The sequence below is a fragment of the Photorhabdus cinerea genome (genome assembly GCF_011189575.1).
Classification (GTDB): Bacteria; Pseudomonadota; Gammaproteobacteria; order Enterobacterales; family Enterobacteriaceae; genus Photorhabdus; species Photorhabdus cinerea.
In genome coordinates this window covers 20212-38338 of sequence record NZ_PUJW01000026.1, presented here as the reverse complement: position 1 = coordinate 38338, position 18127 = coordinate 20212, and the positions used below count along the sequence as shown (strand labels likewise).

Genomic DNA, 18127 nt, shown 5'->3' with positions numbered 1-18127 from the left:
GAGATGAAATTCATCAATAAATTAAAGCGGCATTATGCCGCTTTTTCTGTTTATTTTACGACAACTTTATCAGCAAAACGGTACTACCCTTACTGATATGTGCAAAATTACCAACAGAAAAGACACTATTTCAACCTTCAGGTAACTTAATTTCTTAGACAAAACTTGTAATTCGCCAAATACCCCTCATCCGATAAAAATTAACTTTTTAATCTTCCCTTTTCCTATCTCCCATTGATATGAGTATTTAGTCGAACCGGATTATGAAAAAACAATGTAATCATATTCCGTGATAATTTCATTAAAGTACCAATTATTAGCAAGAAACAACACAATTTTTGAGGAAACTATGGATAATATACTTAAATACGGAGATACCGTGACAATATTAAACAGCTATAAGAACTGGAGCGGTGGATATCTCAGTGTATTTGGCAATGGTAATAAACCCGGTACGAAATATAGCGTGGTAACAGTAGATTCATCTTTAGCTATTCATGGTGGAATATGGAGAATTGAATCAGCCACGGAAAAACTAGTCGGTAGTGAGGTAATTAATAATGATATTATCTTACTCTACAACCTATATTACTGTGATGGCGGTTACTTACGGTATTATGACGTGGTGGATCAATATGAACAATCAAAGGAAATACATCATGTATACACCTCAGATATACGTAAAAAATCAACCCTGGAATGGGTTATTTATTGTGAAACCACACCACTAAATGGGAATATCAGAGAAGGCGAAGGTATCTCTCTCTATAATCGGTGGGGAAATAAAGGTTTCCTTGATACCCATAACCATGCCGGAGGCTCAGGCTCGTTATATCAAGTATTTATGTCCAATAATACTGCCCGTAAAAGCCAGACCGGCTTGTGGAAAATGGCAAGAGTGAGCAATCCTTGTCCTCCCCCCGATATATTTACCAATACCGTGTCATTGTGGCGATAAGATGCAGTAGCAATAAGTCTCTTATTCGTGCAAATGAAGCTGGCAAGAATAGCTTTTCTATGTCTTAGCCAGCAAATATACATAGAGGATACTATTTCACTGAATGACCAAAATCATCAATAAATTAGCAGGTAAATAATAAGCTCCTACACGATGAAATCATATACCCTTCATCCTTCAAGTTGCTGCTTTGTTGGCTGCTTTCACTTGCCGCCACGCTGCAATTTGAAATCTATCTTTTAAATACATGCCAATCTGTTCGGTGACAAAAACATCTTTACCGTTTAATTTATCCACATAACCCTCAACAGCCACCTTCATATTGGAATTACCCATAGCACCATACCAATCGTCAATCGTATAAGTCGGTAAGTAAAAACCCAACTAATACCACCAGCTTTAGATGCTTTTGCACTCAATCCAGCACTATCGGCAATAAATACTGGAAAAATACACAGTTAATTGGATTATTAATTATTTGATTTTTATATAAAAATCATAAAATATTAAAGTAAGTCTAATACCTAAGATAACCCATTGATTAGTCGATTATCGTAATTGAATTTTTATTTCTATAACACCTTTTGTCATGAATATAGTAGGTTTTTTACTACCCTTTTTATATGCAGGTTTCTTAAAGAAACCTGCATAACCGCAGAATAAATATAATAAAACATCAACCTCAATTCTTTTTCTTAGTAAAAGTTGGGACAGGATCAGGAGTAGGCACAGAACTATCGCAATTATAATGTTCTCCTGTCAGCCCCATTTTCTTACAGGCAGTCGACAAAACATCACGAGGTGTTGCCCAATCCTCTTCCCAGTCACTGCCGTCATAACGTTCCTTTTTAAACAAATCCCACATAATGAGGCCCGATTTACCATATTTGATCGTACCGTCTAATATGTTATTGAGCTCAGTCTTACTGAGAGGTAAATTGCCGGTTGCTGGCCTACCCACTTCAAATCCAACCGTGATAGGTGGCAAAACCGATAATTTTTGAGGTTGAATTGAAGCTAAGGCGTAATTACGCGCCCCTTTGAGCTTAACATGAGGAATAGCAACTTCATTACCTGATTTAAGCCAATTAATATATTGGCTATAGTAATACTTTACCTGACCAGGCAGATCACAAGGAATATGAGAATCCCCACCACAATCTGTTTCACTCAAATCATAGGTCATCACACCAATGTAGCTGAATCGGTTGACAAGATTAGGATAAGTCAGCGCAGTATTATAAATCAAACCATAGAGATTTCCTCCCCACCAGGCGCCACCATAAATATTAGAATATATCGCAACTGTTCCCCAATTAGCAGACATATTCGGGATTCCTCCCGTTGCGGGGCCGGCAGTACTGAGTTTAAGCGATGGCTTAACCGCGCTAATTGAATTGTAAAAAGATTTTAAAATAGCAGCGAATTTATCCACAGTTTCAGGCATTGCACGGGGGATTAATTCTGCACCCGGAACAATATTCATTGATGCATCATAAACATAATTACCAAATCCCTTCTTCATTAAAGCCGATGTGGTCAGATTCTCACTATTATTAGGGGGAATATTGATTAAGTCAGGTGTTAATTTCCAGCTTTTCGCATTAATATCAGCATGCCAGAATTCCTCATAATCAACATCAATCCCCACGACGCCTAAATTGGCAGCCAAATTCACAATATTTCTGTATGCATTATCTGCTGCTTTACCCATAATTGGGCTGTCAAATCGGGAGATTTTAGTCAGGGGATTGGGGAAAATATCATAGACTGCCCCGGGTTCATTACCACAAGCGTCTTTTTTATCAGCAGTAATGTCATAAATTTTCGGATGACAACTGAAATTCCATCCCCCTACAGCAATATAGGTATTTACTCCATGAGATTTTAAATCAGCAATAATGCCCTTTAATCTGACAAAGTCTGATGCAGCATTTTTAGCAGATTTTGCACTGATTATTTGGCCTGGGGTACAGGTATAACCAAACAATCCCGTACATTTCAGGCTATTTTTCTCATAATTAACAAGACTGGGTTGTACAAAAGATAATACCAGCGTATTAAAGTTACTCTTATTCTTAGCAATGTCACTGCTTAATTTTTTAAAATTATCAAGGCTAGCATAATATTCTTGAGTACCAATTTGCGCAGCAGGTCCACTCAAATAATATGCAGATATTTCAGGATTGGCGGCAATCGTATTTTCTGAAATTAGAGAGAATAATATTGCACTTGCTAATAAACATCGATTTACCTTGTACTTAGACATACTTTCATCTCCACTCGGTTAACATTATTTTCCTGACGACAGCAACAGTTGTTATGACAATTCATTGCCTTTTATCACGGACGGTAATGACTTTTCCCTAATAGAGCGTTAATACGTTCAATGCGTTACTATAGACTGTGATGTAATTATTACCATGTTTTATTGGTTATTCAAATACACCAGTTTTATAATAGTTCAATTTTTACCACTTACTACCAACTCAGTAGAAATTATTTATAAAACATCACTGACATTTCAATAAAATTGTATTATTTAACAATAATCTTACTAATTTTAATTCCGGTTAATTGATTATCACCAGAATATTTTATTAGCGATGAATTTCAACTTATCATAATCAGTCATTATTTATTATATAATGACTGATTTTAAAATCTTACTGATATAAAATAGACTCAACCTTCTAATAAATAATTTCATGAATATCTGATCATTGGTTACATCACTGGAAATAACTGCTTATGACTTAGCTATTGAAGATACCTTCACTAATCAAAAAGAATTCAATAAAAGAGAAAAATTCAACGATTATTCAACAAACCATTAAAATATAATATCTTAAATTTGCAGAATTAATGTTCACAACCGTATACTCGGTTGTGCATTAGAAATAAATCTGGAATATCGAGCAGCTTATCAGTCGCTTAAGATGTATATCCAGCAAGTGAAACAAAGTTAAAAATAGGACAATCATCATGACACGTTTAAGCTTATCTGTAACTGTATTATCACTATTATTTTCTGGCGCGGTATTAGCTGCTCCCGCCACACCTATGACTCAATCCTCGGATGCCAATGCTAAAGTGACATCTTCCCATATGGAGAAAAAAGCAGACCAACATGAAAAGAAATCAGGCAAAGCTACACCAAAACATTCTCATCATAACGTAATGACAGAAAAGACAAAAGAAACGAAGAAGACTCATTAAGTGGTTATAACACCGATTTGATAGTGTAATGACCATAAATTCAGGGGGGAAAATCCCCCCTCAACCTATTAAAGTGAAAAGCTTAACAAGCTCCTTCTGTGTCATCATCACCATAATATTTAACACCAATCCTGATAATATCCCGCCCCTGAGACTTACGGTGCTTATTGCTGTCACGCAATGAATAGATACAACCACAATATTCTTGCTGATAAAATCTTTCCCGTTTACTGATTTCAATCATCCGAGCCGATCCACCTTGCTTACGCCAGTTATAATCCCAGTATTCAATCCCCGGATATTGGCTTGCAGCGCGTTTTCCGCAATCATTTATTTGCTGCATATTTTTCCAGCGAGAAATCCCCAGAGAACTTGAAATAACGCTGAAATTATTTTCATAAGCATACAAAGCTGTGCGCTCAAAACGCATGTCAAAACACATAGTGCAACGAACGCCTCTTTCTGGCTCCCACTCCATGCCTTTAGCGCGTTCGAACCAGTTGTCGCTATCATAATCCGCATCAACAAATGGCACATTGTGTAGTTCGGCAAAGCGGATATTTTCTTCTTTGCGAATTAAATATTCCCGTTTGGGATGAATATTAGGATTATAGAAAAAGACGGTGTAATCAATTCCAGAGACATGCAACGCTTCCATTACTTCGCCAGAGCAAGGAGCACAACAAGAGTGCAATAATAGCCGTTCCGCATTATCCGGCAACGTTAAAACAGGGCGAACAAAGTTTTCCATTAAGCAGGCTCCATAATAAGCATAAGAATTAATTATAGAATATAGTTATTTTTAGCGAAAGCCGCCATAAACCTCCGACCAATGTGGACGGGGGAATAAGGCGAAAAGGCCGAAGGGTTTTACGGGGTCGTTGGAATACAAAACAAAAGAATTTAGAGGAGAGAACTCCACAGTTTTGTTAAAAAAAATCATCCTGAATGGCAAGATCAATAGTCACCGCATAACGGCTAAAATGCGTCTGGGTTTCGCTATCTTCCAGAATTAACGTATAACTATGTCGGCGGTCAAACCGCTTACCCGTAAGTTTCAGCGTAACATCTCGCACACGCTGATCCATACCATGATTATCACTATCAAAATTCACCGTCTCTTTGGCTGAGACGACATGGTTTCCTGAATCAACAATATAGATAGTGAGTTGGCGTGCACGATATTGTTCGTTAACCGGCTCAGTCTGAATAAAACTTACCTTGTCAATATTGCTGACTAATTTAATATGTTGGCTTTTCGCCACAACTCCCACTAGTCGCTGTTGTCGTCTTTCCACCTGCGCTTTTTGCAAGGTTTTCACCTGTAATATGGGTACACAAATCTCTTGCAGCATTGCTCCGCCGTGAGCGAAGCGTGCCCCACCGGTAAAATGAAAACGCTGTATACCTTTAGGCAACAAGAATTCGCTGTCATCACTACTGCCTCCCGTATCAGACAATCTACCATGCCAACAGAACGCGTCATCTGGCAGCTGATGGCCGATGATAAAGCGCTTCTTTGCCTCAATTGTGTTTTCAGGCTTGATCTGAAGTTTAGTTTTATCTGTTTCAGAGAGCGGTTGCTGCTGGAATAAGAAACCATGATCGGCAGTAATATAAACACGGGTAGCATTCAAACGGTTAATCACTCGAGCAACCAAATCTTTCAACTCATTGATCGCTTTTCGGCAGGCTTCAAAGGTTTTTTCTTCTGTTGCCCCTTTATCACCAATCGCGTCAATGGTGTCATGCCAGATATAAACTATTTCTGCATTACGTACTGTGTCGCGCCCTTCGCTATTATTCCAATTAAACAATTCGTTAGCACTGACCGCAATGCCGTTAACTTTGCGCAAAATTGCATCTCGATTAGCAATGCCCTGTGTCGACAGCCCATCGGCGTAAACGACACCTGAGTTATCGGGTAAATAACTCAGTTCTCTATGTGGTAATAGTGCCGCCATGCCTAATTGAGTATAACTTGGCAACACACTTGTTTGAGAACGCAACTCGGCACTAAAACGTTTTTCGCAATTAATCAAACTCGCCAATTCTTGAGCGACTTCATAACGTAGAGCATCAGAGATGATCACAAACACGCGTTTGACCTGAGAGGTACTCAACTCACGCTTCACAACGTCGCGATAGAAGTTCCGCTGTAATGGTATCCCGCTGAATTCCCAGCTATGGATTCTTTGTTCACCATCCAGTAATCGGTTCCATTCACGACTCAACTCAGCTAAATACCAGTTGGTATAAAGCGCCTCAATATGCTCGTCGAGGTTTCGCAGAATATCCGCACCTTTGCTATGAACTAACATTGCTTGCTCATTAAAGAGGCGATAGGCTTGATCAAAGCGATAAATCTCCGTGGTATATGCCTTCCACAGAGATGAAGAATCAGGATATTTAAAACCATCAATATGGAGATTACGTAAATTCAGCAAACGTTCCGCATGTCGCAGAGCTTGATAAATCGCATGATACTCTGGCCGCGTTTGGCACCAATGGGCGGCCAGACGCTGTGACAGCAAATTTTTAAACATCACGCGATCCAATGTGGTGTTTTCTTCCAGTAACTGCGTAACCAAAGCTTTAATAATAAATTGTTCGATAGCTTCAAAGGTTTCACACTCTTGCAGAGCATAGGGAGAGCTGTGACGATAATGCGCAATCAGATCAAATTTTCCGGCTAGCTGATCCGCAATAAAATCGTAATCTTCACTAAAACGGCGATCAGCACGCCAACCAACCATAAATGCTAAAGCCGAAGACTTGCCCGCTGCCGTGGGTAATACATTATTGCTGAGCCAATCTCTATGCGCTTTGTCACCTTGTAACCAAAGATCAGTACAAAATAATTTAAGGATAAAATCATCCAGCAATGGCTTTTCATTCTGGTAGCTCATTTCTTGTTCCAACAACCACCAAAGTACCGGAACTAATTTCAAATGCTCCATCACCGCTAACGTGTTTTCAAGCGCGCTATCTTCTTCATCCTTATGTTGGCGGGCATATTGCTGCAACAGGTTAAAGAGAATTTCTTTCGTTTCGAATGAGTTAGCCCCAACGACTACCGCTAGCATTTTTTTATCCAACGAGTCTTCAGATTCATCTTCCGTGATCCAGCGTTTTAACGTCTGAGTGCGAGTATTCACTGAGAAGAAATCCTGACGACGTTGAATATATTCACGTAGTCCTGATTGAGGGATCTTCAAATCGCTAAGGATCATCGCGGCATGATCAGCATGGAACTCGCTGCTGTAGAGACGAATGTCCAGCAACCAATCTAACTCACGCACGGGACGCTCATAAGCAAAATACAGTAAGAACTTTTGTTCTGGTTGATCAAGTTCGATCAGTTTTTTAGTTGCCAGTAATGAGGCACCGTGCATATTCAGTACAAAGATACCGTCCAGATCAAGCTTAGGCAGTACTTCACTAAAATGTTGCTTCGGATCGTACCAAAACACGATACGGTGATGGGTAAAGTGGTCCATGAGCCTGCGAAGTAAATCTGCCTGTTGCATTACGCTACCTCCGGTGGATTACCCGTGATCACTTTCACATCCGCCAGCAAGTCACCAAACTTGCCATAATTAACCTTAACGCCATCATCCAGATCAAGTGTAATTCTCATATCAGTATAGTGGCGCAGACGATCGTCAAAACTGCGCAGCTCATTAAATTTTCTAGTGAAACCTTCCTGTCTTTTCTTCAAGAGATTAATTTCAGCCGCAGATGATACCCCCTTGCGCTGTTCTTGCAGGAGATCAATATTACTTTGATAGCGCGCCAACAGCGGCACAACGTATTCGGTACGCATACGCGCCAGCGTGGAGTCATTATATCGATGCAGGTATACCAAACATTCAAATGCCTTTTCTTTACCGGAGCTGAACAACCAATAAATCGGGCGTTTTTTGTAGGTTTTGAGGTGATCTTTCCAGAACTGGATAGAAAGATAACGACGGATGGTATCCAGTGAAGATTCACCGCGTTTCTCTTTGATAACGTACAAATATAGGCTTTTGGCGATAAAATCGAGGTTTTCTTGTAGATAATCCTCGCCCCAAACTTTACGAACAAACTCACGCACCCGCACAGTGACATCACCATCAAACCAGTCGGAAGCCATCAGTGGAAGAATGCCGTCGTTATCTGCCGGGAAAGTTTTATAGGCACCTTGTGTTACTAATTCAGCAAAACCTTGGTTACCAGCATGAGCATAAACTAAACCTTCTCGATCGAGAGAGTAGCGACCCATCATGCAGCCGATGATATAGCTGATAAGCTCGGCTAAGGTGTCGGATTGGAAACGATTTTCCAGTTCTAGCTCTGTTGATTCGTTACCGTAACGATAATGTGGATTACATGTCAATGTTATCTCATTTAAAGAGATATCAACGCAGATATCTTGCTCTAATGAATTACTTTTCACAATGACAGAATTATTTTCAAACTCAAGATCTCTCATTATTTCTATATTATTTGAAAAGTGAGTTCTAATTCTTTTATATGCTGATAGCAGCATCCTTTCATTATTTCCCACCATGGGATTTTGTTTGAAATCCCAGGAAATCTCATAGCTATCCCAATCCTCTTTAGCAATTTTAATTAGTTTAGATGAATTTTCAGCAATAACATCAACCCAATTTCCTTGAAGACAAGGCAGTTTAGCAATATGTCCACTTAGAAAATCTAATGTAGGTGCAATAAATTCCAATAATACTGTTGCGAGTTTTGAATTTAATAACCCAGCAAAGAAGTATAGTGCTCTCTTATCGTTTTCTTTTGGAAAAAAGCCAGGGCCAGTCGATTCAAAAATAAAACCATCTTCAAAATATCTAAAAGCGGTACTTGCACTAGACACTCTAGTCCATGAAATCCCTTCCCTAAAATAATTATGGACATTTCTTAAAATAGACCCTTTGAATTTCTTTAATTTTTCACCATTATTCCCCCAATCAATCACAAATTCATTATTACCATACCACTTCCTATACGATCCACCTTTTTGACAAGGGACCCAATCTCTATTCAAATGATTAATCTCTGTCCACATCTTAAGAAATCGATCATTATTTCCTGTACTTAGCCCAGCACCTATATCCGCATAGTGTTCCATAGGTAAGTTATTTTTAAAAAGATTCATTAATCCCGTAGAGATCCAGTACGCAATCGGTACTCCTGGGATTTGTCTGAAGCTATCCTGTTTAACTTTATCAAAACGGTTTTTCTTTTCTATTAAAAGACTTTTTTTCTCTTCCTCTCCTCCTTCAATCAAACGGAAAAATACCGGCAGATAACCATCAATATGATATTTACTCATTATCCAAGCCGTAGTCTGAACCACCTCTCCCGAAATCTGCCCAAATGCTCGAGAGCCTAGATGTGCCATAGTGACAAAAATCTTAGTATCCAGCAGCCACTCACGTAGTGCCTCGTAGCTAGATAGAAACATCCACGACTGCATATTCACTTGAGCATTAAAACCATGCACCTTCAACAGACTAAATGCATGCTGCATAAACATTGCAAACAAATCTGACTTACTGTCAGGGAACTGTTTCCTGGCAAATTCTCTCAGATCACCGTTCATTCCCTTCTTGCCCATATACGGCGGATTCGCTACCACCACATCATAGCGCTGCGCTAGCAACCATGCCTGATGGATAAAAGGAATAAGGATATGCACCGCCTCTTTCTGATGAGTATCACCACTCGCTTCCAACTCAATGAGCTGTCGTAACAATACTTTCAATGCTTCCTCATCCTGCTGCGGAACCTGAATCAATGAACCAAAGGTTTTTGCCTGCGTAAATAACGCTAACGTCCTTTCCAGCAATTGATATTCAGCACCTTGGCTATTAGTGCTGATATTGCTCTGAGCAAACATATCAACAGTACTACCGGTACAGCTTTGTTGATGCAAGTTAATCCCCTGCCACAAAGCTGGGATATTTAGCTGGGAGCTTTCCTGCAACGACAATACATTCAGGCGAATATCACGGGTAAAGATACGGCGATCGTCTTGACGCGCCATCATTAACAACACAAAGCCTGAGAGCTGAACAGCACGATCATCAATATCCAGACCAAAGAGATTATTTTCCAGAATTAACCGCGGAATTTCACGGCTGCGGTATCCACGCTCCTCATATATTCGCTTCAGCACGTTATAGGCTTCGATGAGGATGTGGCCGGAACCACACGCAGGATCAAGTACTTTAATACTCTCAGGTTCAATGCTATTTGGTGTCATTGTCGCTAACTGCACCTGCACTTCGGCAATCTGCTCTGCGGGTTCAATATAGTATGCCATGCACTCCTTGAGCGAAGAGTCAGGATAGGTTTGTAGCCATTGGCGACCTACGGAGTTTTGCACCAGATACTGCACGATCCAATTAGGGGTAAACAGCTGAGTGGCTGCGGGAATATCTTCGCTCTTCACGACTTTACCAATAACCTGCTCTTTTCTTTCAGAGATGTAAAACTGATATAACCAGCCGATGATCTCTACCTGTTTCCAGTCCTCTTCAGGAATACTGTCCACCAGCCCGCGCAGGATAGAGTCAGTACGCGTCAAATTATCCGGCAGCAGCAGCTCAGTTTCATCATTTAGCGAGTCAAACAGGAACGGCATAGCCTTATGCAAGAAATGACACTGCCCTAACAATAGCTCGCGATACAACGCTTCATCCTGATCGCCCGCCAGTTTCATCTCTACCAGCCGCTGAGGATTGCTTAACTCCAGGCTCCTGACGACCTCTGGAACATGCGCTAACACCTCAAAACCAATAGGATCTATAGGATGAGATAGTACACGGAAGCCATGATCCAGATATCCATGTAGCTCCATGTAACGAATAGCGCATAGGCGATTAAACCAAGTGTAGGCAACATGTTCAATTAACTGGGTATAACCCTGTACATGCGAACGCTCAACCAATCGATTACGAAGCGCCAATACCGTTTTAGGGTATTCATAGCGACCAAAACGAACCCGATCGCCTATTTTAGTCATATCGGCAATCTGTAAGTCACCGTTTTTATCAACGCTAATCCCTAACGATATGAGCTTTTGAGTAATGGCATGACAGAACTGGGTTCGTGCCAGAGGAGCGTATTTTTTGATATTGGAAGTATTCATGGGCAATCCTTGCAGACGTGATAAACGCCTGCTCGATTAAGTCACTGGAGGCGAACACGATCACCGGCTTTGAGGGCATCGAATAACGTCTGACGTAGCTGCTCAAGCGCCTTTTCCATCTGCTCGGTCGTTTCTAATACGTCCCCACCAACGGCTTTTTTCATTTCGCGCGTAGCGTGGATCGCAAGCGTCTTTTTCAAAACGGGTACAGGCTGTACGGCAGGCGGGTCAGATATCGGCATCACTGGCGATCGCTGTCCATCATTGCTAACTGATTTCTCTATCATTTGACGTTTTTTCAACTGCTCATCAATCCAGTCGTTCATTAACTGTTCAGCCTGTCCTTGCTGTAACTGGGCCTCACTTTGTTCATGATAGATTTCAGGTATCGACTGTGTATTGACTACACGCTCACGACTTTTCTGCATTGGATACAACGCTCGATTCAGCAATGAATCAGGTGCCTGACTCTGTTGCATCTGTTTTTTAACTTCTTCAATGCGGGTATCAATACGCTGTAAACCGTACTCACGGGCTTCGGTTAACAAACGCTGATTCACTTCCTGCACCTGTTCAATTAGCGGAACAATACAGCGGAGCTGAGAATAGGGCTTTGCCATTTGGTAAATGTGGCACAGTTTAGTCAAGGCTTGATGAGCCTTTTCATCTTTTTCTAACGCGCTACGATTAGCCTTAAAGCTGCCATTTAGCACCGTTGCCAACTGCTGCCAAGACTGGAGCTGATTGCCATAAAAATCACTGAGATCATCGCGTGTTTCAGCAAAGTCTTCCAACGCGTTAGATTCATCGATCACTTTCTCCACCAGAGAAAAAGCTTCTTTTTGCGACAAAAGCGATTTAATCAGCTGAAGCCCTTCCTGAATCTCTTTTTCTCCGGGGAACTGCCCTGTTTGAATGGTGATTTGATAGCCGACATACTCATGTTCCCAACGTTCCAAAGTGGTACGAATATGCCTTGCCAATCCTTGCTCTTCACGTTCGTTGAAAGACTCCTGCGCAACATTGTTCATGATATGTGCCGCCTTGCGCAGTTGTTCTTCATCATGCTGACGGACTTTCAGTAAACGTAACTCACTATGCCGACGCGTGTTCGTGAACACATCCCACGCCTGTTTCAAGCTAATTTGATTGTTTTGCAGGGTAAAATTGATTTTGCCTGAACGGGCCAAACGCGCGACCAACAATTTGACCGCGTCCTCTGGCCAGCCAAAGGGACGCCGTCCAAAGTGATTAAGTACATCCCGCAGGTAAACCGGCTTATGATAATCGACACTCATGCTAATCCAGGCTTCGACTTCTCGCGTAGCTTCTGGATTACTTTCCTCAGAGCACATATCAAGATTGATTTGTACAGTATCTTCTATGGTCAGGAGCGAATGAATTTCACGATTGATATCACTACTTGTTGGACGCAGCAATTTAAGTTTAGCGAAACTATTTTCAATGACATATCTACAGGCTTCATCCACGATGGCTGTTGGTGAGGCAGATTTTTTCGGTAAACGGACACCAATAGCATAAACCGTCGCTTCAGCTAGCAGTTGTTCAATACGCACACGTAATGTTTTTTCACGACTCTGGTTTTCGCGATCCTTTTCCTTCAACAGCACATCCTGTTCTGGTCTCTGCCCAAATTGCTTGTTAAGGAAACTGTCTGTCTGCACCGTTATTTGCAAATCTTTCCACACCAGTAATTCATCGGCCAGTCGGATCAAGATACAACCGTTACCCTCAGCAGAATAAGGAATACAGGTAATATCATCGCGATAATGGTTATAACAAGTATCCAGCGGGGTTAATATTTTCACCACTAAATCTTCCAGATTAGCGCCGTCCAAAGGATGTCCATTACAGAAGCGGCTTATCGGGAAATCCTGCTTATTCACCGGGTAACGATATTTTCTGTTTTTGAGCAAGTCATCAAAAATGATATTTGAGAGGTGACGATTGATCGTGGTGTATTCTACTTCCACATTACGAATTTCATTCTCAATCTCTTTTTCTTCGTTAGTTAAGAACAAATATTCATCACCGCTACGGGCAATCAGCATTTGATTTTCAAGGCGCTGAAGGCTGGCTTCAAGCTGACAACGTAATGTGATCTTATCCGTATCAATCCGGTCGATAGTCAGAGTCACCAGATTATCTAAGGTGCTTTTTAGCAGATTAACATAGCGAATTAAGAATAGTGTCTTAAGCAGTTGGATATCCTGTTCATAGAGACCTAATCCCTCTGCTTGCTCAATAGTTCTCTTAACTGTAGGCTCCAGGAAACCCTCAATGGGTGCATAGAAACGCCAAAAAGGGATCAGCGTATTTAAATCATCCGACTGAACCTGTTGTGCCGCCGACTGAAACGCCGCCAGCAAGGAACGCTCACCCATTGCTAAATGTTTGCCCGTTGCCCCTTTGGTACGAATAGACTCAAACACTTTTTGTACCAGCTGAAAATGCCAGGGTACAAATGGGTAGTTATCAACAAATTCAGATGATTGCGTATAGGGCTTCAGAGTCGCCTTGGTCGTTGCATCAAAACCAAGCTGATTACGTAAAATGTCACCCTTCTGGGCAAAAATGGTTTGCAATGCTTCAACCGCTGATTCGGTTTTAGTTAACAAGCGTTTTTGAATAACTTCAGCAGTGTTTGAACTGGAAAGCTGTAAACGCGTCGGGAATCGGCCTTGAATCTTAGAGAAATCCAGGCCATCACGATGCGCTATACCACCAATAGCCGCATCGATATCCGCTTGCGACGTAACAATAACCCACGCTCGGCCACTACAGATCGTGCCAAGATTCTCAGTAATCGTCTGCAACTTCAACATCATCTGGGTATTTTTGCCAATAAACTGACCAACTTCATCGACCATAAACAAGATGTTGCTGTTCTCACGGCTATCCAGGTACTCGTCAACCCACTTGCAGAAGTTAGTGATATCTAAAGGAAAATTTGCATCAAACTGTTCCGCCCATTGGCGTGATGATTCCTCACTTTGCCCGCTCGCTACACTTAATGCCTGTGCCATTTCATCACGGAAAAAGTCGTAAGCATCTCGCTCAGTTTCCCACGATGAGCCACTGATATTAGCAAAAGCATCTTTAAACACTTGATACTGCCCACGGCGGTCGAGTTCACGTTCTAAATGCGCGATATGTGGGAAGTCTGCACAGTAACCAACGCGTTCATTAAACACTTTTAGAAAAACTTTAAGGATCGCATCTTCACGATCGTCTGCATTAGCACGGGAATCAATATTGAACAAAAGCACTTCGGCTGGATACTGCACCGCTTTACAAATATCAGCTAATAACAATGGATCTTCTACCTTATCTTCAAAAAAAGACAACGCACTACGTCTATCACCATTGTGGATAACCTGCCGGTTGGCCAGCAAATAAGATAAGATTTTGATGAAATGTGATTTACCTGAACCAAAGAAGCCAGAAACCCAAACGCCGATCTTATTCTCAACCCGACTCCGTTCTGGACCAATAGCGGGTAAATAAGCGGCAAAAAAAGCACGAAAATGACGGTCAAGCTCACGCGTAATCACATATTCATCCAATTCAATGTAGGCGCTTTCGTTATCAATTTGTTCGGCTTTCACCACCCCGTTAATATTTCGGGTTAGCGGTTTGGTAAAGATTTGTGCAATATTCATAACGATGCTCTTTAATGATTATTCAGCAATACCGTAAGGCCAGTTTCAGGAACCAATCGGAATGCACGATAGTAGTTACGGGAATCAATCCCTGTGAGAGGTGTTAAGTCATAGCCGCTGTAGGTTCCCGGATAAAACATCAACAAAGGCGTGAAACCCATTACATCCTGTAGAGCGCTCATCAATTCGTGACCACGCACAAAAGGCCATGCATTCCCCAAGCCTGAAATAATCGCCAGTTCCTGATCTTTTAAAGGAGTGGTATTAGCAATGTGCTCAGCTATTTTTTTCTGACTGAGTAAACCTGAAAGCTGTTTCTTCATCGCTTCGGTACCCATCTGTTTTTCGCGCTCACAAACACGCTCAAATAAATTCCGTGCTTCCAACATATCAACCAATATCTTGAAGATATTCAGATGAACAAATGTGCGTTTTTTCTCCAACCGTTTAACCAGATATCGCAGGTATTCCCGCACCCGAATCTCTTTTTCAGCCGGGTAATCAAAAATCCAAAAACTGATTTCATTACCGGGGCGGGTATTACGTGGAATTCCCTCCATCTCTATGCGAGATTCAATTTGTGCTAGTCGGTATTCCAAAACCCTATCAATCACTGTTTTCCCTCCATGAGAGGAATCAAATCGCTGCGTTTAAGACGTATCAACAGATCATGAATTTCAGGCAGCAGAAATACAGTTTGCAGATGGCGACGACGAGGAGCATCAAGATAACGGGCTTCACTTAATGCCTTTATCGCGTTATTACCCATTTTCTTTAATGAAGACTCAGAGAAGCGGGTCAACTCAGGATGAACTCGACGTTGATCCTCAACAAAAACCTCCCATACATTAGCCGGTAAGGATTTACGGAATTGGCGTTTTGCATCATTAACCACCAATGAAATAAAAGCAGCGACCACAGGTGACTGCAACATCAACGCCACCATTAAGCACTGTTGACGTTCGCGTTCACTCCCATGTGCGACCAACTCCAATCCTTTACTGTCCAACATAGATAGACGCAAACGAAGAGTGTGCGCATAGCGAATCGCCGTCCTCTCCGAAGATGCCTGTAGGATATTTTCAGTGACAAGATGCTGTTGCCATTGCCCCTTGCTCGGTAATTGCAACATCATCTCGGCGATTAAACGACTTTCCCGGCTCATCAAAGAACCGCCAAGGAGATCACCAATCCAGGTTTTGTCATACTTCATATCATTTGTAACCATTGTTAAGAAATAGGCTGCTTTTTGATGCACTTTGCAAAATTAGAGAAAGTGGTTGTAGTGGCCTTGATAAGTTGATGCCATCCAATGAAAGAGGCTGGCTCTTCAACGTCTTGCCTAATTGAAAAAATTTCTCATTTATTGTTATTTTTTGCCAAATGAAACAACCTTACTAATAGCTAAATTATTAGAAAAACACACCAACATATTAAGATAAAAATAATACAGACAGAACATACAACTAATTAATTAGCATACAGTGTAATTATTAGCAAATATTAAAAACAAAAATCAGACGATTAGTAATTAAAAAATTTCAGAAAAGAATTCTATAAATAAAATATTAAGCAATTGAGGAAATCGACGGGGAGAAATAACCACTCAAGTTGGCAGAATTCAACTAATATGGAATTATTCCTAATATGGATTTATACCCGTTATCTTTCAAGTTGCCTCTTTGTTGGCTGCACTCACTCACCCCGGTCACATAGTTCGCTATGCTCCCGGGGATTCGTTCCCTTGCCGTCGCGATGCAGCTTGAAATCCATAGGGTATATACCTAAATTACAGACAAAACAGATACTTTCAATCAAAATAATCATCAATGGAGACAGCTATGCGCCATGCAATTTCCCTGCGGGACCTCTCTTTTCCGGCAATCACCGCCGGATTTGTCGCTGTTCTGGTTGGATATACCAGCTCAGCAGCCATTATCTTTCAGGCTGCTGAAGCCGCAGGTGCCACCACCATGCAGATCGGTGGCTGGTTAAGTATGCTGGGGCTTGGAATGGGTATCAGCTCTCTGGGACTATCACTCTATTACCGGACACCCGTCCTTACCGCATGGTCAACACCGGGCGCCGCGCTACTAGTGACCACGCTACCAGGAACATCAATCAACGAGGCCATTGGTATCTTTATCTTTGCTTCAGCTCTGATCTTTCTGTGTGGTATTACCGGCCTGTTTGCACGGTTGATGAACTATATTCCACAAGCTCTTTCCGCCGCAATGCTGGCTGGTATTCTATTACGCTTTGGCCTTGATGCTTTTTCCTCGCTTTCAGTCAACTTTGCATTGACCGCCGGAATGTGCCTGACTTATCTTCTGACTCGCAAATATTTATCCCGCTATGCCATTGTCTTAACACTACTATCAGGGCTAGCTATCGCCTTTTTACAGGGAGATATTCATTTTGAACAGCAATCCGCGGTCACATTTGCTGTCCCTGAATTTATTGCCCCCAGTTTTACACTCTCTTCATTACTGAGTGTTGGTGTCCCATTTTTTATCGTTACCATGGCATCTCAAAATGCGCCCGGTGTCGCCACACTGAAAGCGGCAGGATATCCGGTTTCTGTTTCATCATTGATAAGCTGGACAGCGCTAATCGCGCTTATTTTATCCCCCTTTGGTGGTTTTTCCGTCTGTATCGCAGCAATTACAGCGGCTATCTGTATGAGTCCAGAAATTCATGCTAACCCCAATCGCCGCTATATGGCCGCTGCTGCTGCCGGTGTGTTTTACCTGATAGCGGGCCTGTTCGGTGGTTCAATCAGTATGTTATTCAGCGCACTACCCACAGCGCTTATTCATACTATCGCCGGATTAGCGTTGCTTGGAACCATTTCTGGCAGCCTGCTACAAGCGCTACAGAATGAAAAGCAACGGGACGCGGCGGTAATCACATTTTTGATCACGGCTTCCGGTGTAACGCTACTTGGCGTAGGGGCTGCATTCTGGGGATTAATCGGTGGAGTAATAACCATGTTCCTTTTATCTTTGCCTGAGAAAAACAAAATCGATCATTAGATGAACAGTAAAATTATACTTTTCAGCACTTTATGATATTTATTATTAATAAAACTTATGATAGTTTTCCCGGTTTGTT

The 18127-nt window shown here is 41.6% G+C and carries 11 protein-coding genes and 1 pseudogene; 3 read left to right on the top strand and 9 right to left on the bottom strand.

What is annotated here, in order from left to right; genetic code table 11:
• Nucleotides 1–349 precede the first annotated feature (349 nt).
• Nucleotides 350–958, top strand: a complete 609-nt coding sequence (locus C5469_RS18955) for a hypothetical protein (protein ID WP_166309898.1) — start codon at nucleotides 350–352, stop codon at nucleotides 956–958.
• Nucleotides 959–1135: 177 nt separating this feature from the next.
• Here the strand turns inward: C5469_RS18955 and C5469_RS18950 are convergent, their stop codons facing one another.
• The 3 genes and pseudogenes from C5469_RS18950 to C5469_RS18945 all read right to left on the bottom strand — a co-directional run bounded on the left by C5469_RS18950 (nucleotide 1136) and on the right by C5469_RS18945 (nucleotide 3227).
• Nucleotides 1136–1279, bottom strand: coding sequence for a hypothetical protein (locus C5469_RS18950; protein WP_242689532.1), 144 nt, complete (start codon nucleotides 1277–1279; stop codon nucleotides 1136–1138).
• A gap of 23 nt (nucleotides 1280–1302) precedes the next feature.
• Nucleotides 1303–1398 (bottom strand): annotated as a pseudogene (locus tag C5469_RS23755) (hypothetical protein); the annotation flags it as partial.
• Between the two features lie 242 nt (nucleotides 1399–1640).
• Nucleotides 1641–3227 (bottom strand): toxin, encoded by a 1587-nt coding sequence (locus C5469_RS18945; RefSeq protein WP_166309896.1) that lies wholly within the window; start codon nucleotides 3225–3227, stop codon nucleotides 1641–1643.
• A gap of 716 nt (nucleotides 3228–3943) precedes the next feature.
• Between C5469_RS18945 and C5469_RS18940 the strand changes: the two genes are divergently transcribed.
• Nucleotides 3944–4177 carry a hypothetical protein gene (locus C5469_RS18940; RefSeq protein WP_166309894.1) on the top strand — a complete coding sequence of 78 codons (234 nt, stop codon included), beginning with the start codon at nucleotides 3944–3946 and terminating at the stop codon, nucleotides 4175–4177.
• An 82-nt stretch (nucleotides 4178–4259) separates the two neighbouring features.
• On the opposite strand, the gene C5469_RS18935 is transcribed toward C5469_RS18940, so the two are convergent.
• The 6 genes from C5469_RS18935 to C5469_RS18910 all read right to left on the bottom strand — a co-directional run bounded on the left by C5469_RS18935 (nucleotide 4260) and on the right by C5469_RS18910 (nucleotide 16226).
• Nucleotides 4260–4928 carry an epoxyqueuosine reductase QueH gene (locus C5469_RS18935; RefSeq protein ID WP_166309893.1) on the bottom strand — a complete coding sequence of 223 codons (669 nt, stop codon included), beginning with the start codon at nucleotides 4926–4928 and terminating at the stop codon, nucleotides 4260–4262.
• 178 nt (nucleotides 4929–5106) lie between these two features.
• The gene (gene pglZ / locus C5469_RS18930; RefSeq protein ID WP_166309891.1) at nucleotides 5107–7707 is read right to left on the bottom strand and encodes a BREX-1 system phosphatase PglZ type A; all 2601 of its coding nucleotides are present in this window, start codon (nucleotides 7705–7707) and stop codon (nucleotides 5107–5109) included.
• A complete protein-coding gene (pglX, locus tag C5469_RS18925; protein WP_166309889.1) occupies nucleotides 7707–11330 on the bottom strand; it encodes a BREX-1 system adenine-specific DNA-methyltransferase PglX in 3624 nt (1207 codons plus the stop codon). Before pglX ends, pglZ begins: the two co-directional genes overlap by 1 nt.
• 41 nt (nucleotides 11331–11371) lie before the next feature.
• Nucleotides 11372–15013, bottom strand: coding sequence for a BREX system P-loop protein BrxC (gene brxC, locus C5469_RS18920; protein WP_166309887.1), 3642 nt, complete (start codon nucleotides 15011–15013; stop codon nucleotides 11372–11374).
• A gap of 11 nt (nucleotides 15014–15024) precedes the next feature.
• Nucleotides 15025–15627 (bottom strand): BREX protein BrxB domain-containing protein, encoded by a 603-nt coding sequence (locus C5469_RS18915; RefSeq protein WP_166309885.1) that lies wholly within the window; start codon nucleotides 15625–15627, stop codon nucleotides 15025–15027.
• On the bottom strand, nucleotides 15624–16226 hold the full coding sequence (locus C5469_RS18910) for a DUF1819 family protein (protein ID WP_242689531.1): 603 nt from the start codon (nucleotides 16224–16226) through the stop codon (nucleotides 15624–15626). The genes C5469_RS18915 and C5469_RS18910 overlap by 4 nt, the downstream gene beginning before the upstream one ends.
• A gap of 628 nt (nucleotides 16227–16854) precedes the next feature.
• On the opposite strand from C5469_RS18910, the gene C5469_RS18905 reads away from it, so the two are divergent.
• Entirely contained in the window at nucleotides 16855–18048 is a 1194-nt protein-coding gene (locus C5469_RS18905) for a benzoate/H(+) symporter BenE family transporter (RefSeq protein WP_166309881.1), read from the top strand.
• Nucleotides 18049–18127: the final 79 nt, after the last annotated feature.

What these genes read in the sequence shown, in the direction of transcription:
- C5469_RS18945 (WP_166309896.1), bottom strand. Translation starts at nt 3,227, where the DNA reads ATGTCTAAGTACAAGGTAAATCGATGTTTATTAGCAAGTGCAATATTA.
- C5469_RS18955 (WP_166309898.1), top strand. Translation starts at nt 350, where the DNA reads ATGGATAATATACTTAAATACGGAGATACCGTGACAATATTAAACAGC.
- pglZ (WP_166309891.1), bottom strand. Translation starts at nt 7,707, where the DNA reads ATGCAACAGGCAGATTTACTTCGCAGGCTCATGGACCACTTTACCCAT.
- C5469_RS18950 (WP_242689532.1), bottom strand. Translation starts at nt 1,279, where the DNA reads ATGAAGGTGGCTGTTGAGGGTTATGTGGATAAATTAAACGGTAAAGAT.
- C5469_RS18905 (WP_166309881.1), top strand. Translation starts at nt 16,855, where the DNA reads ATGCGCCATGCAATTTCCCTGCGGGACCTCTCTTTTCCGGCAATCACC.
- C5469_RS18940 (WP_166309894.1), top strand. Translation starts at nt 3,944, where the DNA reads ATGACACGTTTAAGCTTATCTGTAACTGTATTATCACTATTATTTTCT.
- pglX (WP_166309889.1), bottom strand. Translation starts at nt 11,330, where the DNA reads ATGAATACTTCCAATATCAAAAAATACGCTCCTCTGGCACGAACCCAG.
- C5469_RS18910 (WP_242689531.1), bottom strand. Translation starts at nt 16,226, where the DNA reads ATGAAGTATGACAAAACCTGGATTGGTGATCTCCTTGGCGGTTCTTTG.
- brxC (WP_166309887.1), bottom strand. Translation starts at nt 15,013, where the DNA reads ATGAATATTGCACAAATCTTTACCAAACCGCTAACCCGAAATATTAAC.
- C5469_RS18935 (WP_166309893.1), bottom strand. Translation starts at nt 4,928, where the DNA reads ATGGAAAACTTTGTTCGCCCTGTTTTAACGTTGCCGGATAATGCGGAA.